Source organism: Lentzea sp. NPDC020367 (assembly GCF_044387305.1).
Classification (GTDB): Bacteria; Actinomycetota; Actinomycetes; order Mycobacteriales; family Pseudonocardiaceae; genus Lentzea.
In genome coordinates this window covers 513,671-537,138 of record NZ_JBIRVV010000006.1, presented here as the reverse complement: position 1 = coordinate 537,138, position 23,468 = coordinate 513,671, and the positions used below count along the sequence as shown (strand labels likewise).

The window sequence follows — 23,468 nt, the reverse complement described above, 5'->3', positions numbered from 1 at the left end:
ATCCGGCACACAAAATCCGAACTCACACCACGTGAGTCCGGACCCACACGGCGTGTCAGCTCCGGACTCACGTGGTGAGCTAGCACCGAACTCCTGCGGCACACAAAATCCGGGCTCACACGGCGCGCCAGATCCGGACCCACACGGTGGACCGGCGCCGAACCCAAGCGGCACACCAAAGCCGGACCCACACGGCACACCAGATCCAGACCCACACGGTGGGCCGACTCCGAACCCTTGCGGCACACAAAATCCGGACTCACGCGGCGTCTCAGGTCCGGACCCACACGGCGTGCCAGGTCCGGACCCACACGGCGTGTCAGCTCCGAACCCACGCGGTGAGCTGGCCCCGGACTCATGCGACACACCAAATCCGGACCCACGCGGCACACCAAACTCGGACCCACGCGGCGCGCCCCACCCGGGCCCGCGCGGCGCGGCGGCTCCTGACGCGTCAAGACTTTCCGCCCGCCGAAGCCAAGGTCGCCACCACGGCCTCCGCGGTGCGGCGGCCCACCCCCGGCACGTCGCTGATCTCGTCCACTGTGGCCTGTCGCAGCTTCCGCACCGAGCCGAAGTGCTTGAGCAGCGCGGCTTTGCGCGTCTCGCCTAGGCCGGGGACCTCGTCCAGTTCGGACGTGGTCATGCGCTTCGAGCGCTTCTGGCGGTGGTAGGCGATGGCGAAGCGGTGGGCCTCGTCGCGGACTCGTTGCAACAGGTACAGGCCGTCGCTGCTGCGCGGGAGGATCACCGGGTCCGGTTCGCCGGGGACCCAGACCTCTTCCAGGCGTTTCGCGAGGCCTACTACGGCCACGTCGGTGATGCCCAGTTCGGCCAGGACGTCTGAGGCCGCCGCGGCTTGCGGGCCCGCGCCGTCCACCACCAGGAGGTTGGGCGGGTAGGCGAACTTGCGGGGTTTGCCGGTGTCCGGGTCTATGCCCGGGTTCGGGCCGCCGGACGCGGTTTCGCGCAGCATCGCCTGGAAGCGGCGGCGGACGACCTCGGCGATGGAGGCGACGTCGCCTTCCGTTGCTGCTTCGCGGAGGGCGAAGCGGCGGTATTCGGCCTTGCGGGCCAGGCCGTCCTCGAAGACGACCAGGGACGCCACCACGTCGGTGCCCTGGACGTGGCTGATGTCGATGCACTCGATGCGCAGCGGTGCGGTGTCGAGGGCCAGCGCGTCCTGGATCTCCTGCAACGCCGCGGAGCGGGCGGTGAGGTCGCCTGCCCGGCGGAGTTTGTGCTGGGCGAAGGCTTCGGAGGCGTTGCGGGCCACCGTTTCCATCAAGGCACGCTTGTCGCCTCGTTGCGGGACGCGCAGGACGACCCGCGAGCCTCGTTGTTCGGACAGCAGGTCTTCCAGCGCGGAAGCGTCGTCCGGGAGCACCGGGACGAGGACCTCGCGCGGGGTGTTCTCGGTCTCGTCGCCGTAGAACTGCATGATGAACTGGTCGACCAGGGCGCCGTCGTCGATGGCCTCGACCTTGTCCAGCACCCAGCCGCGCTGGCCGCGCACCCGGCCGCCGCGCACGTGGAAGACCTGGACCGAGACCTCGAGCTCGTCCTGCGCGAACGCCATCACGTCGGCGTCCGTACCGTCGCCCAGGACGACTGCCTGCTTCTCCATCGCGCGGCGCAGCGCGCCCAGGTCGTCGCGCAGGCGTGCGGCGCGTTCGAACTCCAGCTCGTCCGACGCCTGGAGCATCTCGCGTTCGAGGCGACGGACCATGTTGTCCGTCTTGCCCGCGAGGAAGTCGCAGAAGTCGAGGACGATGTCGCGGTGCTCGTCCGCCGACACCTTGCCGACGCACGGCGCCGAGCACTTGTCGATGTACCCGAGCAGGCACGGGCGGCCGATCTGGTTGTGCCGCTTGAAAACGCCCGCCGAGCACGTGCGCGCCGGGAACACGCGCAGCAGCAGGTCCAACGTCTCGCGGATGGCCCAGGCGTGCGCGAACGGGCCGAAGTAGCGCACGCCCTTCTTGCGCGGGCCGCGGTACACGTGCAGCCGCGGGTACTCCTCGTGCAGCGTGACGGCCAGCACCGGATACGACTTGTCGTCGCGGTACCGGACGTTGAAGCGCGGGTCGAACTCCTTGATCCAGTTGTACTCGAGCTGCAGCGCCTCGACCTCGGTGGCGACCACCGTCCACTCGACGGAGGCCGCCGTCGTCACCATCTGGCGGGTGCGCGGGTGCAACCCGGCCAGATCCGCGAAGTACGAGTTCAGCCTGCTGCGCAAGCTCTTCGCCTTGCCGACGTACACGACCCGGCCACCGGCGTCGCGGAACTTGTAGACGCCGGGAGCCTCAGGAATCGTGCCCACGGCGGGGCGATACGTCGAGGGATCTGCCACGCCGTCAAGACTATCGACGTGGTCTGACAAAAACAGAAAGGGTCAGGTCAGGACCACCTGGTCGCCGTCGACCTTCACGGCGACGGCACGCAGACCGGACGTCGCCGGCCCCTTCTTCACCGAGCCGTCGGACGCACCGAACTGGCTGCCGTGCGAAGGACACGTGATGGTGCCACCGGCGGGTTCCCCGACCACGGAACCCTGGTGCGGGCAGGAGGCGTCGTACGCCTTGACCTCGGTGGCGGAGATGCGCGCGACGACGATCTTGCGGCCGCCGGGACCGTCCACGACGGCGCCGCCGCCTTCAGGCACGTCGGCCAAGGCGACCAGGGCCGTGCCGGTGGAACCAGCGGCTCCCGAAGTGGGTTCCGAGCCTCCGGCGGAGGTGGGAGACGAGCCCGTGGAAGTACCCGTTGAGCTGCAGGCGGTCACGAGTCCGCTGGGCACCGCGAGGGCAACCGCGATTCCGCAGAGCGCCGCTCGCCTGCTGACCAGGCTTTCGGTGTTCACGACCGATCCTCCGTGGTGGTGGGTGTTCGGGGTCACACCACAGCATTACGCGGAACGGTCAGCGAGAGTTCAGTCAGACGCCCAATGCACAGCAAATGCACAGGTCTCAGCCGAGCACCAAATCATCGCCGGAACGCGCAATGGCGACCTCGGTCAGTCCCGAAGTCGCAGGTCCTTTGCGGACGGCGCCGCTCAAAGGGTCGAAAGCGCTCCCGTGCAACGGGCAGGTGATGACTCCGGCCGCCGGAGGATTGACCAGGGAACCGACATGGGGACACGCGGGATTGAACGCGCGGAATTCACCCGATCGAGGTTGCACGACCAACAACTGGGCGTTGCCGGGCATGTCCACCAGCAAACCACTGCCCTCGGGCACCGAGGAGACGGCCACGACCCGGTCCCCTGGGCGAGCGGTCCCGACACCACCCGTCTTGCGAGGAGCGGGCTCGCCACAGGCGCTCAAAGCGGCGGCGAGCCCACACAACAACACTGATCGACGATCCACGAGCACCGATTATCGGCGGTGGTCCTCCGCGGTGGCCTGCCGGGCCAGCGCCAGCACGGCGGTGAACGGCGGGAACCAGTGCCGCGAGTGCGACGGCGGGTTCGCCCAGCGCAGCGATCCGTACCTGGTCATCGTGGGTGGGAGCGCGATCCGGTGCGGCGAGCGCACGAACTGCACTTCCGGCGGCGCCTTGAGGTGCGTGGGCAGCAACGCCACCAGCTCCGCGAGGAAGATCCAGTGCTCGCGGGGGCCGGGTATGACGGTGACCGGTCCGGCGAGCATGCGCGACTTCAGGTCGGCCAGCACTCGTGACCCGATTCGCGCCGGCATCGCCAGCGCGGTCGTGGCGGGGCCTAGCGGGAGGAACACACCCTGCTCGGTGACGGTCACCTGCCAGCCGAGCAACCGGTAGCCGGCGACGGCCTCCCCGATCGCGCGTGCGTGTCCCCTGTTCTGTGGGATACCGGCACTACCCGTACCGGTTTCCGCGGTCGTGAGGCTCATCGGCGGTTGTCCTCCCCGTTGGGTGGGTCAGGCACTGGCCACGCCACGGGGATCGACCCGCGGCCTGACGTTGTGCAGGGTGCTTCTCACTTCCCGCCAACACCACTCGTCCGCTGCATGAGCCTCATGCAGCGGACGTATGAAGCTCATCCGCCGCACGGGGGCACCAGGACTGCGACACGCGAATCCATTACGTCTTATGCATGAGATGGATGGACTGACGATCACACGTCCGTACACTGGGAAAACGCTCAGTGACGGGGGCGAGGCCGATGGATGCAGCGAGACCCAAATCCAGACGCGCTTGCCCGTGCGGGGCGTTCATCGCCGCCGACAACTCCGATCGGCTGTGTCACCGGTGCCGCCGCAACGCTCGTTCGGACGTGCACGGACCACCTGAGGTCCCCAACGACTTCTGGGACCACCCCGCGATCGCGGCGGCGTGCATCGACCGCGACATGGGCGCGCTGATCTCCGCGTACCGGCATCACCCCCAGCACCTGAGCAGGGTCACGCAGGACCGCATGGCGGCGTGGCTCGGCATCAGCCAGGCGCAGCTCTCGCGTTACGAGTCGGGCGAGAACCAGATCGACCGCCTCGACCGGCTGCGCCATTTCGCGGTGGTGCTCGGTGTGCCGGGCGAACGACTGTGGTTCGACCGAGTCGTCATCCCAGCTCAGGTGGGGTCCCCCATAACGGGCCCGCCAGACGTGCTCGCCGCCCCGTGGGAGGCGACGAGCATTGCCCGTTCGGTCGAGGAGACGGCGAGGAGCGACTTGGCGATCAGCAGACGAGCGGCGCTCACCGGAGCCGCCGCGGTGACGGTGGGGTCAGCACTGGTCGAACCGCTGCAGCGGTGGTTGCACCCCCTGCAGAACCTGTCGAAGTGGTCGTCGCACTCGGCGATCAGCGAGGAGGAGCTCTTCGCGTTGCAACGCGTGGCGGACGGCCTGCGCGGCTGGGGAGGCCGCGGCGGCTACGGACTGGCCCGCAAGGCGGTCCTGGGGCAGCTCGACGAGCTGGCCGAACGCCTGGGCCGGGCACCGTCCGGCCCGACGACGGAACGCGCGTTCTTCATCGGCGCCGAACTGTCGAAGGTGGCCGCGAGCATGTCGTTCGACGCGGGCCTGCACAACGCGGCCCAGCGCTACTACGTGCTGGCCATCCGCATGGCCAAGGCCGGTCACAACGACGGCTTCGCGGCCCTGTGCCTGGCCGCGATGGCGAGGCAGATGTTCGACCTGGGCCGCCCCGAGGACGGCTTGGAGCTGGTCCAACTGGGCCAGTACGGCACCCGTCGAACAGGCACGCCGACACTCAAGGCCCTCCTGCTCACCCGCGAGGCCTGGGCCTACGCCCAGATGGGCAAGACGCGGGAGTTCCACCAGGCGGTGGGCATGGCGCAGGACAGCTTCGCGCAGCGCGACGCGGACGGTGAGCCGCGCTACCTGCACAGTTTCGACGAGGCCGAGTTGGAGGGCGTCATCGGCGCCCGCTGCCGCGACCTCGCCATGCACGATCCAGCCCAGGCCGTGTTCGCCGAACAACACATCCGGCGCGCCCTGGAGCTGCGAGACCCGTCCAAGGTGCGCAACCGCGCCTTCGACGTGATCGGACTGGCGCGCACCAAAATGGTCGCGGGAGACCCGGAGGCAGCGTGCGGGTTGATCAACGAGGTCCTGCCGACAGCGGCGAAGCTCTCCTCGGGCAGAGTCCTGCGCAAGCTGGAGGACTTCGCCAAGGAAGCGGCACGGCACCGCCACATCCCCGCCGTGCAGGACACACGGGACGCCATCAGAGCGATCCGGACCGCTTGATGCGCGTAGGCATCACCGGCCACAGCAACCTGGTCCCGGAGTGCGTCCCCGCCGTCCAGGCCGCCATCACGGAGGCGCTGACCCGGCTGGGCACGGACCTGGTGGGCGTGACCTGTCTGGCTCCCGGCGCCGACCAGGTGTTCGCCAGAGCCGTCCTGGCGCTCGGTGGCCAGGTGGAGGTCGTGCTCCCGGCCCTGGACTACCGCGACCGCCTCAAGCCGCACCAGGTGGCCGACTACGACGAACTGCGTGCCGCCGCCACGGTGGTCAGCGTCCTCCCGCACATGTCGAGCGGACGCCTGGCCTACGTGGCGGCCAACGAGCGCATGCTCGCCTCGGTCGAGGTGCTCGTGGCGGTGTGGGACGGCGTGCCGGCCCAGGGCAAGGGCGGGACGGCGGACGTGGTGGAGCAGGCGCGCGCGTCCGGGGTGCCGATCGAGGTCGTGTGGCCGCAGGAGGCCAGAAGAAAGTCGTGACGAACCGAGATGGGCTAGGCCGAGTGAGGGAAGTTCGTCGGCAACCGGACCAACTCCCCCCACAGGCCTAGCCGCGCCCACCCGGCTTGATCACGATTTCGGGGCATGGCAGCCGATCCGTTCGCCCGCCTGGCCGACCGCCAGCAGTCCCTGCGAACAGCCTTACGAGCCCTGAAAGCCGCAGGCCCCGGCAGCCCCGACTTCCACACCCTCCTCACCACCACGAACGCCGAGGTCGACGCCGTGATGGCGGCGCGCAAGGACGTGGAGGCGGCCAGGCTGACCGTGCCGAACCGGGCGATCGCGGCCGGGACGACGGCGGCGGCGCTGATCGTCGCCGTGGGCTGGTTCGACGCCTGGTCGCTGCTGTCGCTGCTGCTGGCGGTGGCGACGGCCGCGGCGGTCCTGGTGGATCCCGTCGGCCGCGGCATCTGGGAGCCGAGGGCGCGGACCGCGGCGATCAGCGCGGCGCTGGCGGCTACTCTCCTGACCCCGGTGGTCAGCGGCTGGGCGGCACTCGTCACGGCCGCGGGCATCGCGTGGTGGGCCTGGAGGACGCTCAAATGAACATCGACCCGGTCAAGGCACTGGACGACAAGATCGAGCGCCTCAAGAAAGAGCTGAAGTCCCTCGAGACCCGCATCGACCACGCCCAGACCGAGGCGGCGCACACCCAGCTGAGCCAGACGAACCAGCTCAAGGACAACACCCGCAAGCTCACGAAGACCAACGACCGCGTCACCGAACTGGCGGAGAGCGTCCACCGGCTCGAACGCCTCCTGGTGGCGCTCAACAGGAAGGTCCGGGCGGGCGAGACCCAGAAGGCCGACTTCGACGACTGGCCGGAGGTGGCCGAGCCGCTGCTCACCCAGATCCTGGCGGGCCAGGAAGCCTACGCGCGCAGGACTTTCACGCCGCAGGAGGCGAAGGACACCCGCAAGGCCATCGCCGAGTACGACCGCAGGGCGCTGGAGGCGTTCGACGCGGCCGAGGCCCTGACGCACCTCCCGCCGACAGCGGAAGCGTTGTGGCGCAAGAACTACAAGCAATGGCAGGCCGTCACGGCCCAGGAACGGCCCGAGGCACCGGACGACGACACGTACGCCAAGGACACCGTTGCCAAGTCGGCCGGCAACGAGGCCATCGCGCGGACGAGACGGCTCATCCGCGCCCGCGTCGAGGACGCGGTCGCGCGTGATCTGCTGTTCCCGGCGTGGTTCGAGAACATGCTCGGACCAGCCGCACCGCCCGGCAGAGCGGACGATTGGCTTTACACCGCAACGGATGTCGTGCTGTACCGGCTGCTGCACGGCGTCACGAGCCCGGCAGACGCGCTGGGTCCGGCGCCCTCCGAGGAAGGGCACCGCAAGACTCTGCACGACCGCCTGACCGGCGAGTGCGCGGACTACCGGAAAGCGTGAGAAAGCCCGGGCAGGGCGCCTCTGCCCGGGAACTCAACTCACGCCAGCTCCAGGCTGAACCGCTGCTGCTCGGCGTCCACCGCGAGCACCTTCACCTGCACGGAGGCACCGACCTCGGCCTGCTGGCCGTGCAGGAGCCCGTGTGCACCGGCGGGGTGCTCGATGAACGAACCGAAGGGAACGGTCGAGACGACCTTCCCCGAAAAGACATCACCAACGTTGGGAAGCATTGCGCATCACCTCCTCTCCCAAGCGCGCGTATCCCGTACTACGGATAGGCGCGGGGGTGGAGGGGCCCTGATCAAGTCAGGGCCGGGCAACCGTTCCGCTCACGGCACAAGGCCGACCCGGCAGTCATACCAACAACCTTAGCCAGCACGGGCCGTTGTCCGCAATGGAATCTAGACTCCGTCACATGCTGGAGACGTCCGCGCGACTGCTGAAGCTCCTGTCCCTGTTGCAGGTGCGGCGTGACTGGACGGGCCCGGAACTCGCGGGGCGGCTCAGCGTCGACGTGCGCACGATTCGCCGGGACGTGGACAAGTTGCGCAGCCTCGGTTATCCCGTCACCTCACTGCCCGGCGCGGCCGGCGGGTACCAGCTCGGCGCCGGCGCGGAACTCCCTCCCCTGCTGCTCGACGACGACGAGGCGGTCGCCGTCGCGGTCGGCCTCAGAACGGCGGCGAACGGCTCGATCGCGGGCATCGAGGAGACGTCGATCCGCGCTCTCACGAAGCTGGAACAGGTGTTGCCGACCCGGCTGCGCAGGCGGGTGCAGGCGCTCCAGGAGCACACCACTCCCCTGACGGCGGCGGGCCCGACGGTCGACGCGGAGACGCTCACGATCATCGCCGCCGCCTGCCGCGACCGCCAGCAGCTGCGCTTCACCTACGCCTCAACGCAGGGCGAGCCGTCGAAGCGGCTGATCGAACCGCAGGGACTCGTGCACACCGGCCGCCGGTGGTACCTGGTCGCCTGGGACGTGTCCAAAGAGGACTGGCGAACGTTCCGGGTGGACCGGATCACCGAGGAACCGACGCTCGCCGCACGCTTCGCGCCCCGCACGCCACCGGCGGAGTCCCTGGGCGACTTCGTGTCCCGCCAGGTCGCCTCGAGCGTCTACACCTACCAGGCGGTGCTCACGATCCACGCGCCGTTGCAGACCGTCGCGGAACGCACCACGCCGATGTCCGCGGCGCTGGAACCGATCGACGAGAACTCATGCCTGATGCGCACGGGCGCCGACGCGCTCGAACGGATCGTGTTCCACCTGCTGTTCCTGGGCTTCGAGTTCGAGGTGCACGAACCGGTGGAACTCAGGGACTACATCGAGACTCTCATCGGCAGGATGCAGAACGCGGTTAGGGTGCAGGGGTGACAGTGGACTTCGCGACCGCCGCGGACCCGTTCAGACGCGAGCTCCTCGTGCACTGCTACCGGATGCTCGGCTCGCTGCACGACGCCGAGGACCTGGTGCAGGAGACGTACCTGCGCGCGTGGAAGGCGTACGGCCAGTTCGAGGGCCGCTCGTCGGTGCGCACCTGGCTGTACCGCATCGCCACGAACGCCTGCCTCACCGCGCTCGACGGCCGGACGCGCCGCCCGCTGCCGTTCGGGCTCGGCACCCAGGGCGCCACGGAGACCGACCCGCTCACCCAGGACCACGAGATCCCGTGGCTGGAGCCGTTCCCGACCGACCCGGCCGCGATCGTCACCGAACGCGCGTCCACCAGACTGGCGTTCGTCGCGGCCCTGCAACACCTGCCGCCCAGGCAACGCGCGGTGCTGATCCTGCGCGACGTGCTGAGGCTCAGCGCCGCCGAGACCGCCGACGAGCTGGACATGACCGTGGCGGCCGTCAACAGCGCTCTGCAACGGGCGCACGCGCAGCTCAAGGACCTGACCGAGGACGAGGTCGTCGAGCCCGCGGACGCGAAGCCGCTGCTGGACCGGTGGGTGAAAGCCTTCGAGGCCAAGGACATCCCGGCGATCATCGGCATGTTCGCCGAGGACGTCATCTGGGAGATGCCGCCGTACCCGCAGTTCTACCTGGGCCCTGCCATGGTCGCGTGGCACCTCGCGAACCAGTGCCCGGCGGTCCCGCACGGCGCCAGGATGATCGCCACCGAGGCCAACGGCCAACCGGCTTTCGGGCTCTACCTCAGAGAACCGGACGGCGTGTTCCGGCCGTTCAACCTCCAGGTGCTGGAAGCGACCGACCGGATCACGCGCGTCTCGTCGTTCTTCGACCTCAGTCTGTTCCCGAAGTTCGGGCTGCCTTCGACCGCATGAACTCGGACCGGTCGAGCGGCCGGTTCACGATCCGCACGTCGCCGATCCAGCCGTGCAACGACTTCTCGACGACCCGGTTGTACGCGTAGGCGCCGACGAGCCACGGGTCGCCGGCGGTCGAGATGCCGCGGGCAGGCGTGGACGGGTTGCGCAGCAAGGGAGATCCGTCGACGTACATCGTCGTGTGCACGCCGTCGTTGACCACGGCGACGTGCCACCACGTCTCGTAGTCCATCTCGTGGCCCCAGTTCGTGGAGATGCCCGGCAGGCTGCGCGGGAACACCGCCCACTGCAGCTGACCGCCACCGGCGACGTTCAGCGTGGCGATCGGCTCGCTCGGGTCGTCCCCGGTCTTGCCGGCCGCGGAACCGGGCGCGAGCTTCGTGAACAGGCCGCACCACGGGTGGTCGAAGCCCGTGGGCAGCTTGAGGAACAGCTCGATCGTGTAGCCGCGATCGAACGTCTCGCGGTTCACCGGCGCGGACTCCACAGTGGACAGGTAGCCGGTCTTCTCGAAGTACAGCGAACGGTGTGACGGCGCGAACCGGTGGTGGTCGTCCGAGGCCGTCAGCGGGCCGGTCTGCCTGAGGTCGTTCCCGTTGCCCGACATGTCCTCGAGGCCCTCGCCGAGCCGCCAGTACGCGACGGTGCCGCGCACGAGCACGTCCTTGACCGGCTGCGCGGGCGGCAGCACCGGCGGGTCGAAGCGGGCGAACCGCTGCTCGAAGTCGATCGGCACGCTGAACCGGTCGGCCGGGCCGGTCAGCTCGGTCTCCTTGCGCTCCAACGGGTTGAGCGACCTCTTGCCGAGCAGCCACGGCGACAACGTGCGGACGTCGACCACCCGGCGGTCCAGGTCGAAGTGGTAGAGCCGGATCATCGCGCCGCCGCCGTAGTAGCGGTCCTGGTAGTTCGTGATGTGCACGTGCACGTCGTTGCCGGCCGTGTTGCGCATCGTCGCCCGCGCCGGCGGCCAGAAGTGCCCGTTCAGCGTCAGGAAGATCTGGTCGTTGTCCTTGATCAGCTCGTCCCACAGCCGGCGCCCGTAGTCGGACATCACCGCGGCACCGTCACCGCCGTCGTGGACCAGTTCGTGCGTGGTGAGGATGACGGGAAGCTTGGCGTGCTTCGAAAGCACCGAGCGCGCCCACTCGAGCCCCTTGGCGGACATGCGCCAGTCCAGCGCGAGCACAAGCCATTCCTTGCCACCCGCGCGGAACACGTGGAACGAGTTGTAGCCGTCGGCGCTCGCCCCGCGGAACGTCGGCGAGGTGCGGAACCGCTGCGGCCCGAACCGGTCGAGGTACGGCGTGCGGCCGCGCTGGTCGTCCAGCCGCGAGTCCGGCACGTCGTGGTTGCCCGCGAGCACGCTGTACCCGATCCGGCGGCGGTCGAGCACCTCGAACCGCGCGCTGATGTCGTCGATCTCGCTCGCGCGGGCGTTCTCGACGAGGTCGCCGAGGTGGCTGATGAAGACGATGTTCTCGGACTTCTGGTGGTCGATCAGGTACTGCAGCGTGGCCTTCAGTGGCGCCGAGTCGCCTCGATCAAGATCGAACATGTACTGCGTGTCCGGGATCACGGCGAGCGTGAACCGCCGCGCCTCGGGGTCGGGACGGCCGTACCCGACAACGTTGTCAGCACCGGCGGAACCAGGCGTGACCAGGGCGGCAGCGGCGGCGGTCGCACCGGTGCCGAGCAGGAAGGAACGGCGGGACGCGGTCATGGCGCGGAGCGTAGGTGCGCTGGGCCAACAGCAGGCGAACAACGGTCGATAGCATCGCGAACTATGTCCTGGGGGTTGCTGCTGACAGCAGGTGTGGTCGTCGCGGCCGGGGGCCTGTTGCAGGGCCTGATCGGCTTCGGCCTGGCGCTGGTCGCCGTGCCACTGCTCGCGTTGCTCGATCCGGCGCTGCTGCCGGTGCCGGTGCTGATGATCGCCGCCACGCACGCGTCGATGGCGCTGGTGAGGGAGTTCAGCCACGTCGACTGGCGCGGCGTCGGCTGGGCGATGCTCGGCCGACTACCGGGAACGGTCGTCGGCATCTGGATCGTCGACTCACTCGACCCGAAGGGCTTCGGACTGGTCGTCGGCGGCTCGGTGCTGGCGTGCGTGCTGCTGTCGATCACGACCTGGCGACCGCAGCCCCGGCCGAAGTCGCTGGTGACGGCCGGGTTCGCGAGCGGGTCGTTCGGCACGGCCACGGCGGTGGGCGGCCCGATGGTCGGGCTGCTCTACCAGAACCAGGCGGGGCCGCAGGTCAGGGCGACGCTCGCGGCGTTCTTCGTGCTGGGCTCCGGCGCGTCGATCCTCGGTCTGCTCGTCGCGGGTCAGGTCAGCGCGCACCAGCTGTGGACCGGGCTCGCGCTGGTCCCGTTCCTGGTGGCCGGGTTCCTGCTTTCCGGGCCGTTGCGCAAAAGGTTCGACGCCAAGGGCATTCGCACACCGATGCTGGTCGTGGCGGGAACGAGCGCTGTGGTGCTGATCGTGAGGAGCCTGCTGTCGTGAAGATCCCCACGTGGGTCGTGCTCGGGATCTGCGCGGTCGCGGCACTGATCATGATCGCGACCGCGCCGATGGTCGACGTGTGCGCCCAACCCGGCGCACGCTGCGGGACCCAGCCGGACTGGTACACGGGCGAGGAAAGCGTCACCACGCTGCACGGCGTCGAGATGAGCGCGAACTTCGACTTCCTCTACGACTACAGCCTGCTCTGGGCGGTCGTCGCGGCGGTGCTGGTGTGGGCGGTCGTGCGGCGATCCTGGGCGGTGTTCGCCACGGCCGCGTTGCTCGGCCTCACCGTGTGGCTGCGGCCTTCTTACTCCGCGTACCTGCTGATCGTCGCCGCCGCGGTGGCGGTGCTGTACGAGCACCGCCACCGCTGGCTGCGAAAGGGTCAGGCGAACGGCTGAACGTTCGGCTGGAACGTCGCGCCCTCAGCCGGCGGAACGAGGTCCACCAGGTACTTCGCGACGGCCGCGTCCGTGCCCGCCGAGCGGCCCAGGATGCAGTGGCCGAACGCGTCGACGCTGATCAGCCGCGCGTTGCCGAGCTGCTTGGCCATGCGCTGCGCGAACAGGTACTGCGTGGCCGGGTCGTAGTAGTTGCCGACCACGACGATCGGGTTCTTCGTCTTGCGGTTCCACGGGCCGATCCAGCGGTCCGGGTTGCGCGTCGGCCACGTCGCGCAGGTCAGCAGGTCCGACGCGGCCTGGTAGCGACCGAACGTGGGCGACTCCTTCTCCCACTTGGCCGCGGTGGCGGCCCAGTTGCGGGTGGTGTGGGAGAACGGCTTGTCGGTGCAGTTGACGCCGTAGTACGAGTCGTCCGCGGTGTACGGGGTGTCCGGCAGCGGGTCGACGTCCATGCGGCCACCGGCGTTGTTCAGCGGCGCGGCCAGTTCCACAGTGGACTGAACGCTGAGGGCGATCGACGGGTTCACAGCGTTGTGGACGCTCTGCAACCAGGCGGCCAGCGGCGCGATCCGGGCGATCGAGTACAGGTCACCCGCGACCCGGCCGACCACGTCGGACAGCGTGACCTTCGAGCCGTCCGGCAACGTCGCCGGAGCCTTGCCCAGCGCGACCTTGAGAGCCTCGAACTTGCCGCGGGCGTCACCGGCGAACGCGCACTTCGCGACACCGGCGGAGTCGCAGCGCTTCAGCATCGCGTCCAAAGCGATCTCGAAGCCGTCGGCGCGCTGGCGGTCGTACTCGGCGCCGTTCGTCAGGCGCAGCCGCGGGTCGACGTTGCCGTCGATCACCATCGCCCGCGTGCGCTGCGGGAAGATGTTGGCGTACGTCGAGCCGATCAGCGTGCCGTACGAGAAGCCGACAAAGTTGAGCTGCTGGTCGCCCACGGACTCGCGCATGATGTCGAGGTCGCGCGCGACGGCCTCGGTCGACATGTGGTTGAGCAGCGGACCGGCGTTGATCTTGCAGTAGTCCGTGTAGGTCTTGGACTGCTTGATGGAGCTCGCGATCTCGGCCTTCGTGATCGGCAGCGAGAACCAGCCCTCGTTGACCGAGTCGGCCTCCTCCTGGGTGCGGAAGCAGCGCATCGGCGCGCTGCGGGCCACACCGCGCGGGTCGAAGCCGATGACGTCGAACCGGTCGAGCACCGAAGCCCCGAAGTAGTTCTTCGACACGGCACCGCGGATCAGGCCGGAACCGCCGGGACCACCGGGGTTGAGGAAGATCGAACCGATCTTGCGCGACGGGTCGTTGGCGGGTCGCTTCATCATGGCGATGCCGGTCTTCTCACCGCGCGGGCGCGAGTGGTCGACGGGCACCTCCTGGACGGCGCACGTGAGCTTCGCGCGCTCCTCGGGCGTCACCGTGGCGGGAAGGGTGGCGAGCACGTCGGCCGCGCACTGCCCCCAGGCAGCGGGCTGGACGGCGGGACCGGCCTGGGCGCTCGCCGCGCCCAGGCCGGAAACCGCGGTGCCGAGCACGAGGGCGCTCGCAAGCGCCGCGCGCACGACACGCAAAGAACTGGAAGATGACGTCACGGATGCACCCCATCACCCGGCGTGCACCGTTTGTACCCGCCTATCGTCGGGTTGTGTCCCGACGACAGGCGGCGCACCTGTGAGAAATCAGAACGGTTGCGCGTTCGGCTGGAAGACCTGGCCGTTGGCGGGCGCGGTGAGGTCGACGAGATACCTCGTCACCGCCGCGTCGGCACCGGCCGAGTCACCGAGGATGCAGTGCCCGAACGAGTCGACGCTGATCAGCCGCGCGTTGCCGAGTTCCTTGGCCATGCGCTGCGAGAACAGGTACTGCGTCGCCGGGTCGTAGTAGTTGCCCACCACGACGACCGGGTTCTTGGTGCGCTTGTTCCACGGGCCGATCCAGCGGTCCGGGTTGCGCGTGGGCCAGGTCGGGCAGGTGAGCAGGTCGGACGCGGCCTGGTAGCGGCCGAACGTCTTCGACTCCTTCTCCCACTTGTCCGCGGTCTGAGCCCAGTTGCGGTTCGTGCGGGCGAACGGCTTGTCGATGCAGTTGACGGCGTAGTACGAGTCGTCGCTCGTGTACGGCGTCTCCGGCAGCACTCGCACGTCGGCCTTGCCACCCAGGTTGTTCAGCAGCGCGGGAGCGTCCACAACGGACTGAACGCCCAACGCGGCGGAGGGGTTCTGGGCCACGTGGATCGACTGCAGCCACGCGGTCAGCGCCTTGAACGTCGTCGGGCTGTACAGGTTGCTCGACGTGCGGCCGACGACGTCGGTCAGCGTCACCTGCGTGCCGTTCGGCAACGTCGTGGGCCCCTTGCGCAGCGACTCGCGGATGTTGTCGAACTTCGTGCGAGCACCACCGGCGAACGCGCACTTCTCGACACCGACGGAGTCGCAACGCTTCAGCATCGCGTCCAGTGCGATCTCGAAGCCACGAGCACGCTCACGGTCGTACTGCGCGCCGTTGGTGAGGCGCAGCTGCGGGTCGACGTTGCCGTCCAGAACCAGCGCGCGCGACTTCTGCGGGAAGATGTTCGCGTAGGTCGCGCCGAGCAGCGTGCCGTACGAGAAGCCGACGTACGTGAGCTGCCTGTCCCCCACGGCTTCACGCATCACGTCGAGGTCGCGCGCGACGGCCTCGGTCGACATGTGGTTGAGCAACGGGCCGGCGTTGATCTTGCAGTAGTCCGTGTAGACCTTGGACTGCCGGATCGAGCTGGCGATCTCGTCCTTGGTGATCGGCAACGCGTACCAGCCGACGTTCACCGCGTCGGCCTCCTCCTGGGTGCGGAAGCAGCGCAGCGGCGCGCTGCGGCCCACACCACGCGGGTCGAAGCCGATGAGGTCGAACTTCTCCAGGATCTCCGGGGTGAAGAAACTCGAGCCGTAGGCGCTGTAGATCAGGCCGGCGCCACCGGGGCCGCCGGGGTTGATGAACAGCGAGCCGATCTTCTTCGCCGGGTCGCCTGCGGGGCGCTTCATCATGATGACGCCGGTCGAGTCCCCGCGCGGCCGCGAGTGGTCGACGGGCACCGCCTGGATCGCACAGCTGACCTTGGTGCGTTCGGCGGCGGGGATCTCGGCGAGCACGTCCGCCGCGCACGGCCCCCACGCGGCGGGTCTCACAGTCGATGCGGCTTCGGTCTGGGCTGACGCGCTGCCCAGGCCGGTGATGACGGTACCGAGCGCGAGCGCACTGGCGAGCGCCACGCGCACGGCACGCGTTGATGCAGGAGTCATCGATGCAGCCCATCACTGAGCGCGCACCGCGTGAACCCGCCTATCGTCGGGTTGTGACCCCGGTTACACCGCTTGGGCCAACGAGACCGCGAACCTGCCCTCCGAATCGGTCCACCACCGGTGCAGCGCGAAGCCGCCGTCCTCCAGCTCCTGCTTCACGCCCTCCTCGCGGAACTTGGCCGACACCTCGGTCCGCAGCTCCTCGCCCTCGCGGAACTCGACGGTCAGCCCCAGCTCGGCGAGCGTCACGCGCATCGCCCGCTTGGCGCGCAGCCGCATCTCGATCCACTCCTGCTCGGCGTTCCACAACGCCACGTGCTCGAACGCCTCGACGTCGAAGTCTCCGCCGACCTCGCGGTTGAGCACGTTCAGCACGTTGCGGTTGAACTCCGCCGTGACGCCCTGCGCGTCGTCGTACGCACGCACCAGCGTCCCCGGATCCTTCACCAGGTCCGTGCCGAGCAGCAGCCACTCCCCCGGCTCCAGCACGTCGCGGACCGTGCGCAGGAACTTCTCCCGTTCCTCCGGGATCAGGTTGCCGATCGTGCCGCCCAGGAACGCCACCACGCGCGGCGACTCCCCCTGCAGCAGGCTCAGGTGCTGCGTGAAGTCGCCGACCACGCCGTGCACCCGCAGGCCCGGGTAGTCCGCGATGATCGCGTGCGCGGCCTCGGTCAGCGCCGACACCGACACGTCCTGCGGCACGAACTCCTTGAGCGTTCCGTGCTCCCTCAACGCGCTGAGCAGCAGCCGCGTCTTCTCCGACGAGCCGGAACCCAGCTCCACCAACGAGTGCGCGCCCGTCGTGGCCGCGATCTCGCCCGCGCGCTCGGCGAGCACCTCCCGTTCGGCACGGGTCGGGTAGTACTCGGGCAGTCGGGTGATGTCCTCGAACAACGCGCTGCCGACGGCGTCGTAGAACCACTTCGGCGAGACCCACTTCGGGTCCGCGGTCAGTCCGGCCCGCACGTCGGCACGTAGCGCGTGTGCGGCGTCCTCCGGCTTGAGATGAACGTCCAGCACCGGCTCGGTCATATCGGTCGAACCTCCACAGTGGATGGAACGGCGGTGACCACGTGCCGGTCGGGGATCTCCCGCCAGCCCGGGTCGTCGTCGAGCGGCTCGGACGCGAGTGTCACGCCCTCACCTTTCTGCAGCACCCAGAGGGCGTGTGTCCACGTTGTCCCCACGAGCACTTTTCCGTTGGTCAGCAAGAAGTTCAGCCGCGACTTCGGAGCCGCGTCCGCCACCTCCCGCACGAGTTCAACGAGCGCCTGGTCCGGGTTCTTCCCGGTCTCCAGACGACGTCTGAGGACCGTCCACAACAGCGCGGAGTCGGTCGGCGCGTCCATCGTGAGCAGGTCCGTCACGTCCAGCGTCTTCGCCAGCCCCGCCACCGTGTGCGGCCAGCCGTCGACGCGTCCGTTGTGGCTGAACAACCACGTGCCGTCGGTGAACGGCGCGCACGCCGCGTCGGTGACCGGCATTCCGACGGTGGCGCTTCGGACCGCCGCCAGGAAGGCGGTCGACGAGGTGCCCGCCAGCTGACGCAGGTTCGCATCGCTCCACAGCGTGCCGGCGCGCCGGTACCGCACCGGGCCGGGGAACCAGCCGACGCCGTAGCCGTCGACGTTGACGGTTCCGCCGGCCCGCATGTCGGCCGGTGCGTACGACTGGTGCTCCAACGAGTGCGGTGCGTCGAAGAGCAGGCTGCCGATGGGCATGGCGGTGCCCAGGTAAGCCAGATGGCGGCACATCGAGTCAGGCGTCCCTGGCGCAGCGGAAGCCGGAGAAGATCTGCCGGCGGATCGGGTAGTCCCAGTTGCGGAACGTGGCACGGACCGCCGACTTGTCCGTGCCGAACGAGCCGCCGCGCAGCACCTTGTAGTCCGGTCCGAAGAAGACCTCGGAGTACTCCTTGTACGGGAACACCTCGAAGCCCGGATACGGACCGAAGTCGCTGGAGGTCCACTCCCACACGTCACCGATCAGCTGGTGCACGCCGCTGGGCGACGCCCCCGCCGGGTACGCGCCGACCGGGGCCGGGCGCAGGTGCCGCTGGTTGAGGTTCGCGTGGGCTTCCGTCGGTTCCTCGTCGCCCCACGGGTACCGCCGGGTCTTGCCGGTCGCCGTGTCGAAACGGGCCGCCTTCTCCCACTCGGCCTCGGTCGGCAGACGCTTGTGCGCCCACCTCGCGTAGGCCTGGGCCTCGTGGAAGCACACGTGCACAACAGGTTCGTCCGGCACGATCGGCTCGGTCACGCCGAACGCGGTCCGCACGAACGAGTTCTCCTCGCGCTGCCAGAACCTCGGCGCGACCAGCTTCGCCTTGGTCCGGTGTTCCCAGCCCTCGTCCGTCCACAGGCGACGGTCGTCGTACCCGCCGGCCAGGATGAACTCGGCGTACTCGCCGTTCGTGACCGGGGTGGTGTCGATGAAGAACGAGTCGACGTGGACGGCGTGCGCGGGACGTTCGTTGTCGAGCGCCCACGGTTCGTCCGACGTGCCCATTTCGAACGGTCCGCCCGGAATGAACGATTCCGTTGCGGGAACGAGGTTTCCGCCAGGCGGTAAGGGTGCGTGCAGCACCGGTTCGCCGGTGCGCAACTGGTGCGTGGCCAGCATCGTCTCGTCGTGCTGCTGCTCGTGCTGCACGATCATGCCGAACGCGAAGCCGTTCTCGACGAGCCGACGGCCCTGCAGCGGCACCTTCTCCAGCACGTCGAACACCTTGCCGCGCACGTCCCCGACGTACTGGCGGGCCTCGCGCGGGTTGAGCAGCGGCAACTCGGGCCGCACGCTGCGGGAGAACTTGAACGCGTCGTAGTACTCGTCGATGTCGCTGCGCACCGGTTCGCGTCCACCGACGTCGCGAACGAGCCACAGCTCTTCCTGGTTGCCGATGTGCGCCAGGTCCCAGACCAGCGGCGACATCAGTTTCGAGTGCTGCCGGACGAGATCGTGCTCGTCGACGGCGTCGGTCAGGGCGGTGGAACGCGCGCGCGAGCGCAACAGTTCCTCCGCCACTTGCTCGCGGAGTTGTTCAGTCACAGCTTCCCCTCAAGCTCCCGGCTGATGAAGCCGATCTGGTCCTGAGAAAGTCCGGTGCGGGGCAACGCCTCGATGCCCAGCGCCACAACGTCCTTCGCGGCGCGCGCAACGCGTTCGTCCGCCATCCCGTACCGCGCGGCGGCGAGCCACCGCCCGGCCGCCCGTTCCGTCGCCGCCAGCACACCGTCCACCACGGACGGGTCGCTGAACAGCGCGACGAGCAGCGCACTCGGCGCGATCCACCCGCCGGGCGCGGGCGTGTCGAGGTATCTGATCTCGATGTACCCGCGCGGCCGGACCGGCGGGAACATCAACGACATGTGGTAGTCGAGGTCGTCGCTGGTGGGGACCCGATCGTGTGCCCCGTTGATCCAGTCGGCAAACGTCATCGGCCGCGGCGGGATCCAACTGGGACCCGGTCCGCGCACGACGATCACGGGCGTGTCCACGACTCTTCGCGCGTAAGCCTGGGCCGGATCGGCGCACACGGCGCTGGGTCTGGTGCGCACGGGATCGCAGCCGTAGAGCGTCCGCATGCGTGCCGACGCCCAGCCTTCGTGCATCCCGCCGATGCTCGGCGAGTTCGCGAACAACGCGATCATCACCGGCCCGAGCTGGTGCACGGCCGCCCACCGGTCCTGCAGGTACTTCTGCTCGCCGAAGTCGAGGCACACCTGAAGACCCGCGGTGTTGCACATCATCGAGATGCCGTCTTGACCGAGCGCCCCGAACGCGTGCTCCATCGCGGCGTATCGAGGCACCTGAAGCATGCGCGTGGGACTGCGATGCTGGTCAGCGCCTCGTTCGCCGAGCACGAGACCGTGGTCGGCCAGCATGGCGGTGAGGTGGGAGATGTCCTGGGTGACCGTCCGGAAGAGGTCCGGGAGGCTGGTGCAGGGAGGTGTGGAGATCTCGACCTGCCCGCCCGGTTCGACGGTCAAGGGGGTGCCGCTGGGAAGCGGCCGCTGAGGGCTGTCCGGAACGAGTGTCGGCGGTGCGTGCTCTCCGAGAGCCGCCGCCAGCCTGTGCCTGTCTAGTTTCTGAGACGGATCGTCGGCGTGGTGGACGGTCCATTCGAGCTCCACGCCGAACAGCCGCGGTGGCCCGTGCTTGAAGCAGACCGAGGCCACGTAAGCCTCGGCCTCGGCGCGGTCGGCGAACCTCGCCAGCGCCCTTTTGTTACGCAACGCAGTCACGCTGCCACACTCCCCGTGATCGTCTGGCCCGTTCGACGCTACACGCGGGGTCTGACAGTTGCAGCTCACAAATCCTTACGAAACAAGTGAAGTGCCCGTACGCACGCGTGCGTACGGGCACTTGTCTCACTTGGTGGAGCTACGAGCGCCGAGCGTTGGAACGGCCGCGCAGCACCGTGTTGGCGGTTGACGCGTTCTTGATGGCCGTCTCGATCTGCGCCATCGAAGAACCGGAAGTGATCCCGGGAACAGTCGCGGTGTTCAACGCGTACAACGTGAACGTGTACGGGTTGGTGGAGCCACCGGGACAGGGCCCGAAGTACTTCAGCGAGTTGGCCCCGGACTCCATGGCCTTCTGCTTCGCCGACCCCTGCCCCGGCACGTTGAACCCGGACCCGAGGTTCTCCGGCAACGAACGCACGCTGCCTGGAATGTCCCAGATCGCCCAGTGCAGCTTGTTGCCGTTGTTCACGCGGTCCGCGAACACGATCGCGTAGGCGGCAGCACCAGACGACTCACCCCACGCGAACGGCGGCGAGGGGTCCTGGCCGGGCACGCCGTCACCGGCGCAGGTGTGCTTGGCCGGGATCATCGCGTCGTCCGCGAACGCGGAGGACGTCAGCTTGAAGCCGCCGCCACCGCCTTCGTAGACGATGTCGATGTGCAGGACGCGGTCGTTGCCGGCCGAGCCGTCCTTGTCGGTCGTCGTCGTCAGCCAGATGTCGCCGTCGCGGTCCACCTCGACCGTGCGCAGGCGGTTGTAGGTGCCCTGGAAGTAGATCTGCTGGTCGACCAGGTTGCCGTTGGCGTCGATGCGCATCCGGTAGATGCGCTGGCCGACGGTGGTGGCGACGAAGACGTAGTCGTTGATGATCGTCAGGCCGCTGGGTGAGGCCTGAGAGGTCGACCAGGTCTTCTTCGGCGGGATGGTGCCGGCGCAGTTGCCGATCGTGCCCTCGCAGGGCTCCCAGCCGTAGTTGCCGCCCTTGGTGATCAGGTTGACCTCGTCCTGCTGCGAGTTGCCGAACTCCGAGGCCCACAGACGCCCCTGCGAGTCGAAGTCCAGGCCCTGCACGTTGCGGTGGCCGTAGCTCCAGATCGCCTTGCCGGGGAACGGGTTGTCGGACGGGATGGAGCCGTCCGGGTTGAGCCGCAGGATCTTGCCGGCGTTGGTGTTGAGGTTCTGCGCGTTGTTGCCGTTCTGCGCGTCACCGGTCGAGACGAACAGGTACCGGCCGTCCGGGCTGAACCGCAGGCGCCCGCCGTTGTGGTAGCGGTTCTTCGGCACACCGCTGAGCAACGTCGTCCAGCCGGACAGCGCCGCACCGTCGAACTGCGCCCTGACCAGGCGGTTTCCGTCGGCGTAGGTGTGGTAGATGTAGATGAACCGGTCGGAGGCGAAGTTCGGCGAGACCTCGATGCCGAGCGCGCCGCCCTCACCGTTCGTGCCGACCGCGCCGGGCACCTTGCCGACGACGGTCTTGCTGCCGCCCTCGGTGATCCGCAGGACGTTGAACGTCTCGCGCTCGGTCACCAGCGCCGAGCCGTCGGGCAGGAACCCGAGGCCCCACGCCACGTCGACCCCGCTGGCGATCTGCGTGACGGCACCGGGGTTCGGCGCGCCGGTGCCGCCGCCCGCGCCGGGCTTGACGGAGATCTCGTTCGAGAACGCCGAGAAGTTGCCCGCCGCGTCCTTCGCCCGCACCTTCACCAGGTATGTCTGGCCGTTGACCAGGCCCGCGACGGTCGCGGACGTGGCCGAGCCGTCCGCGGTCTGCTTCAGCGCGCCGTCGAAGTGGATCTCGTAGCCGGTGACGCCCACGTTGTCCGTGGAGGCACCCCAGGCGATGGAGACGCTGGTCGAGGTGGTGCCGGTGGAGCGCAGCGTGCCCGGGGTGGTGGGCGCCTGGCCGTCCGGCGGGGCGGGCTGGGTGCGGCCCGGGACGTTGTTCGAGGCCTGCGAGACGTTGCCCGCACGGTCCTTCGCGAACACGGTCCAGTCGTAGAGGGTGTCGGCGCGCAGGCCGGTCGCGGTGCCCTCCAGCACGTTGCCGACGCTCGTGACGAGCTGTCCGTGCTGGTAGATGTCGTAGCCGGTGACGCCCACGTTGTCGGTGGCCGCCTCCCACTTCAGCGACACCGAGTTGTGGGTCGACGACACGAACTGGAGGTTGCGCGGTGGCGTCGGCGCCTCGTTGTCCGCGGGGCCGGTCAGCACGGCGGTCAGCTTGTCCGCGTTCGGGCCGCCGTTCGCGGTCGTCGCGGTGGCCTTGATCTTGTTCGAACCGGCGTGCAGCGTGACCTTCAGGGTCCGCGTCTGCCACGTCGTCCAGGCGCCCGTGCCGGGGAACGAGACGGTCTGGGCGTTGGCGCCGTCCACGGTCACCGAGGTCGGACGATCGACCGTCGTTCCGTTGGCGTACCGGAACGTGAGGTCGTGCTCGCCACCGGAGTCCGCGTTGATCGTGTACTCGACGGACGAGCCGATCACGTTGTCGTAGTTGACGAAGCCCGTGCCGGAGAAGCCGGCGTGGTTGGACTCCACGACGCCCTGCGAGATCGTCGCGTTCTCCGCCTCCTGCTCCAGGGCGGGAACGTTCGCGATCTCGTCGACCTCGAGGTAGTCGAGGTTCGGGCCGCCGGTGGCACCGGTGGACGTGAGCTTGATCTTGTTCTCGCCCGCGTTCAGGTTCACGGTGTTCTCGGCCGACACCCACGTCGTCCACGCACCCGTGCCCGCGAAGGCGCGCTCGTCGACGGCGAGACCGCCGTTGACGCTCACGTCGACCGGCCGGCTGTCCGCGGTTCCGTTGGCGTAGCGGAAGACCAGCTTCGCCTGGCCCGCCTTCGTGGCGTTCACGGTGAACTCGACCGAGCTCCCGGCCACGTTGTCGACGTTGACGAACCCGGTTCCGGAGAACCCGGCGTGGTTCGACTCCACCACGCCCTGCGAGATCGTCGCGCTCTCCGCTTCGTACCGGACCGGCGCCGCGAGGGCCGACTCCGGTACCGACATCACTGCGACGGCTGTTGTGCAGGCAACACCCATCGCGCCGAACGCGCGGAGCGTCCGGCCTCTACTCGGTGCCACTGTTGTGCCTCCCACAAGACGGGTAGGGGGAATCACGACGGAGCGGCGGCGG

21 protein-coding genes are annotated in these 23,468 nt (G+C 68.9%); 8 read left to right on the top strand and 13 right to left on the bottom strand.

The window, feature by feature from the left end:
* Nucleotides 1-454: 454 nt before the first annotated feature.
* The 4 genes from uvrC to ACH413_RS27705 form a co-directional block, all read right to left on the bottom strand.
* Nucleotides 455-2,356, bottom strand: a complete 1,902-nt coding sequence (gene uvrC / locus ACH413_RS27720; protein ID WP_360031426.1) for an excinuclease ABC subunit UvrC — start codon at nt 2,354-2,356, stop codon at nt 455-457.
* 42 nt (nt 2,357-2,398) lie between these two features.
* Entirely contained in the window at nt 2,399-2,866 is a 468-nt protein-coding gene (locus tag ACH413_RS27715; protein ID WP_360031428.1) for a Rieske (2Fe-2S) protein, read from the bottom strand.
* Between the two features lie 106 nt (nt 2,867-2,972).
* Nucleotides 2,973-3,257, bottom strand: coding sequence for a Rieske (2Fe-2S) protein (locus ACH413_RS27710; RefSeq protein ID WP_360031430.1), 285 nt, complete (start codon nt 3,255-3,257; stop codon nt 2,973-2,975).
* A gap of 123 nt (nt 3,258-3,380) precedes the next feature.
* Nucleotides 3,381-3,875 (bottom strand): hypothetical protein, encoded by a 495-nt coding sequence (locus tag ACH413_RS27705; RefSeq protein ID WP_093601255.1) that lies wholly within the window; start codon nt 3,873-3,875, stop codon nt 3,381-3,383.
* Between the two features lie 383 nt (nt 3,876-4,258).
* Here ACH413_RS27705 and ACH413_RS27700 point away from each other — a divergent pair, with 383 nt between their 5' ends.
* The 4 genes from ACH413_RS27700 (at nt 4,259) to ACH413_RS27685 (ending at nt 7,589) form a co-directional block, all read left to right on the top strand.
* Nucleotides 4,259-5,692, top strand: coding sequence for a helix-turn-helix transcriptional regulator (locus ACH413_RS27700; RefSeq protein WP_360031432.1), 1,434 nt, complete (start codon nt 4,259-4,261; stop codon nt 5,690-5,692).
* Nucleotides 5,692-6,168 carry a hypothetical protein gene (locus tag ACH413_RS27695; RefSeq protein WP_360031434.1) on the top strand — a complete coding sequence of 159 codons (477 nt, stop codon included), beginning with the start codon at nt 5,692-5,694 and terminating at the stop codon, nt 6,166-6,168. Before ACH413_RS27700 ends, ACH413_RS27695 begins: the two co-directional genes overlap by 1 nt.
* Nucleotides 6,169-6,273: 105 nt before the next feature.
* Nucleotides 6,274-6,735 carry a hypothetical protein gene (locus ACH413_RS27690; RefSeq protein ID WP_360031435.1) on the top strand — a complete coding sequence of 154 codons (462 nt, stop codon included), beginning with the start codon at nt 6,274-6,276 and terminating at the stop codon, nt 6,733-6,735.
* Nucleotides 6,732-7,589, top strand: coding sequence for a hypothetical protein (locus tag ACH413_RS27685; protein WP_360031437.1), 858 nt, complete (start codon nt 6,732-6,734; stop codon nt 7,587-7,589). The genes ACH413_RS27690 and ACH413_RS27685 overlap by 4 nt, the downstream gene beginning before the upstream one ends.
* A 38-nt stretch (nt 7,590-7,627) precedes the next feature.
* Here the strand turns inward: ACH413_RS27685 and ACH413_RS27680 are convergent, their stop codons facing one another.
* Nucleotides 7,628-7,819, bottom strand: coding sequence for a S1 RNA-binding domain-containing protein (locus ACH413_RS27680; protein ID WP_189155947.1), 192 nt, complete (start codon nt 7,817-7,819; stop codon nt 7,628-7,630).
* A 185-nt stretch (nt 7,820-8,004) separates the two neighbouring features.
* Here ACH413_RS27680 and ACH413_RS27675 point away from each other — a divergent pair, with 185 nt between their 5' ends.
* Together ACH413_RS27675 and ACH413_RS27670 are read left to right on the top strand one after the other, a co-directional pair.
* A complete protein-coding gene (locus tag ACH413_RS27675; RefSeq protein ID WP_360031440.1) occupies nt 8,005-8,967 on the top strand; it encodes a YafY family protein in 963 nt (320 codons plus the stop codon).
* Nucleotides 8,964-9,881, top strand: coding sequence for a sigma-70 family RNA polymerase sigma factor (locus tag ACH413_RS27670; RefSeq protein WP_360031442.1), 918 nt, complete (start codon nt 8,964-8,966; stop codon nt 9,879-9,881). Before ACH413_RS27675 ends, ACH413_RS27670 begins: the two co-directional genes overlap by 4 nt.
* On the opposite strand, the gene ACH413_RS27665 is transcribed toward ACH413_RS27670, so the two are convergent.
* Nucleotides 9,841-11,607: a LamG-like jellyroll fold domain-containing protein gene (locus ACH413_RS27665; protein ID WP_360031444.1), complete on the bottom strand. Its 1,767-nt coding sequence runs from the start codon at nt 11,605-11,607 to the stop codon at nt 9,841-9,843. The genes ACH413_RS27670 and ACH413_RS27665 overlap by 41 nt on opposite strands.
* A gap of 63 nt (nt 11,608-11,670) precedes the next feature.
* On the opposite strand from ACH413_RS27665, the gene ACH413_RS27660 reads away from it, so the two are divergent.
* Nucleotides 11,671-12,390 carry a sulfite exporter TauE/SafE family protein gene (locus ACH413_RS27660; protein WP_360031446.1) on the top strand — a complete coding sequence of 240 codons (720 nt, stop codon included), beginning with the start codon at nt 11,671-11,673 and terminating at the stop codon, nt 12,388-12,390.
* Nucleotides 12,387-12,794 carry a hypothetical protein gene (locus ACH413_RS27655; RefSeq protein WP_360031448.1) on the top strand — a complete coding sequence of 136 codons (408 nt, stop codon included), beginning with the start codon at nt 12,387-12,389 and terminating at the stop codon, nt 12,792-12,794. Before ACH413_RS27660 ends, ACH413_RS27655 begins: the two co-directional genes overlap by 4 nt.
* Here the strand turns inward: ACH413_RS27655 and ACH413_RS27650 are convergent.
* From ACH413_RS27650 to ACH413_RS27620, 7 genes are all read right to left on the bottom strand, one after another.
* The gene (locus tag ACH413_RS27650; protein WP_360031449.1) at nt 12,779-14,362 is read right to left on the bottom strand and encodes an alpha/beta hydrolase; all 1,584 of its coding nucleotides are present in this window, start codon (nt 14,360-14,362) and stop codon (nt 12,779-12,781) included. The two genes, ACH413_RS27655 and ACH413_RS27650, sit on opposite strands and share 16 nt — an antisense overlap.
* A 117-nt stretch (nt 14,363-14,479) precedes the next feature.
* A complete protein-coding gene (locus ACH413_RS27645; RefSeq protein ID WP_360031451.1) occupies nt 14,480-16,078 on the bottom strand; it encodes an alpha/beta hydrolase in 1,599 nt (532 codons plus the stop codon).
* A gap of 63 nt (nt 16,079-16,141) precedes the next feature.
* A complete protein-coding gene (egtD, locus tag ACH413_RS27640) occupies nt 16,142-17,113 on the bottom strand; it encodes an L-histidine N(alpha)-methyltransferase (RefSeq protein ID WP_360031453.1) in 972 nt (323 codons plus the stop codon).
* On the bottom strand, nt 17,110-17,835 hold the full coding sequence (egtC, locus tag ACH413_RS27635; RefSeq protein ID WP_360031455.1) for an ergothioneine biosynthesis protein EgtC: 726 nt from the start codon (nt 17,833-17,835) through the stop codon (nt 17,110-17,112). Before egtC ends, egtD begins: the two co-directional genes overlap by 4 nt.
* 4 nt (nt 17,836-17,839) lie before the next feature.
* On the bottom strand, nt 17,840-19,129 hold the full coding sequence (egtB, locus tag ACH413_RS27630) for an ergothioneine biosynthesis protein EgtB (protein ID WP_360031457.1): 1,290 nt from the start codon (nt 19,127-19,129) through the stop codon (nt 17,840-17,842).
* Nucleotides 19,126-20,316, bottom strand: coding sequence for a glutamate-cysteine ligase family protein (locus tag ACH413_RS27625; RefSeq protein WP_396425277.1), 1,191 nt, complete (start codon nt 20,314-20,316; stop codon nt 19,126-19,128). The genes egtB and ACH413_RS27625 overlap by 4 nt, the downstream gene beginning before the upstream one ends.
* 148 nt (nt 20,317-20,464) lie before the next feature.
* Nucleotides 20,465-23,341, bottom strand: coding sequence for a PQQ-dependent sugar dehydrogenase (locus ACH413_RS27620; RefSeq protein ID WP_360031461.1), 2,877 nt, complete (start codon nt 23,339-23,341; stop codon nt 20,465-20,467).
* Nucleotides 23,342-23,468 lie beyond the last annotated feature (127 nt).

What these genes read in the sequence shown, in the direction of transcription:
- ACH413_RS27690 (WP_360031435.1), top strand. Translation starts at nt 6,274, where the DNA reads ATGGCAGCCGATCCGTTCGCCCGCCTGGCCGACCGCCAGCAGTCCCTG.
- egtC (WP_360031455.1), bottom strand. Translation starts at nt 17,835, where the DNA reads ATGTGCCGCCATCTGGCTTACCTGGGCACCGCCATGCCCATCGGCAGC.
- ACH413_RS27675 (WP_360031440.1), top strand. Translation starts at nt 8,005, where the DNA reads ATGCTGGAGACGTCCGCGCGACTGCTGAAGCTCCTGTCCCTGTTGCAG.
- ACH413_RS27665 (WP_360031444.1), bottom strand. Translation starts at nt 11,607, where the DNA reads ATGACCGCGTCCCGCCGTTCCTTCCTGCTCGGCACCGGTGCGACCGCC.
- ACH413_RS27645 (WP_360031451.1), bottom strand. Translation starts at nt 16,078, where the DNA reads ATGACTCCTGCATCAACGCGTGCCGTGCGCGTGGCGCTCGCCAGTGCG.
- egtD (WP_360031453.1), bottom strand. Translation starts at nt 17,113, where the DNA reads ATGACCGAGCCGGTGCTGGACGTTCATCTCAAGCCGGAGGACGCCGCA.
- ACH413_RS27695 (WP_360031434.1), top strand. Translation starts at nt 5,692, where the DNA reads ATGCGCGTAGGCATCACCGGCCACAGCAACCTGGTCCCGGAGTGCGTC.
- ACH413_RS27620 (WP_360031461.1), bottom strand. Translation starts at nt 23,341, where the DNA reads ATGTCGGTACCGGAGTCGGCCCTCGCGGCGCCGGTCCGGTACGAAGCG.
- ACH413_RS27680 (WP_189155947.1), bottom strand. Translation starts at nt 7,819, where the DNA reads ATGCTTCCCAACGTTGGTGATGTCTTTTCGGGGAAGGTCGTCTCGACC.
- ACH413_RS27685 (WP_360031437.1), top strand. Translation starts at nt 6,732, where the DNA reads ATGAACATCGACCCGGTCAAGGCACTGGACGACAAGATCGAGCGCCTC.
- ACH413_RS27705 (WP_093601255.1), bottom strand. Translation starts at nt 3,875, where the DNA reads ATGAGCCTCACGACCGCGGAAACCGGTACGGGTAGTGCCGGTATCCCA.
- ACH413_RS27660 (WP_360031446.1), top strand. Translation starts at nt 11,671, where the DNA reads ATGTCCTGGGGGTTGCTGCTGACAGCAGGTGTGGTCGTCGCGGCCGGG.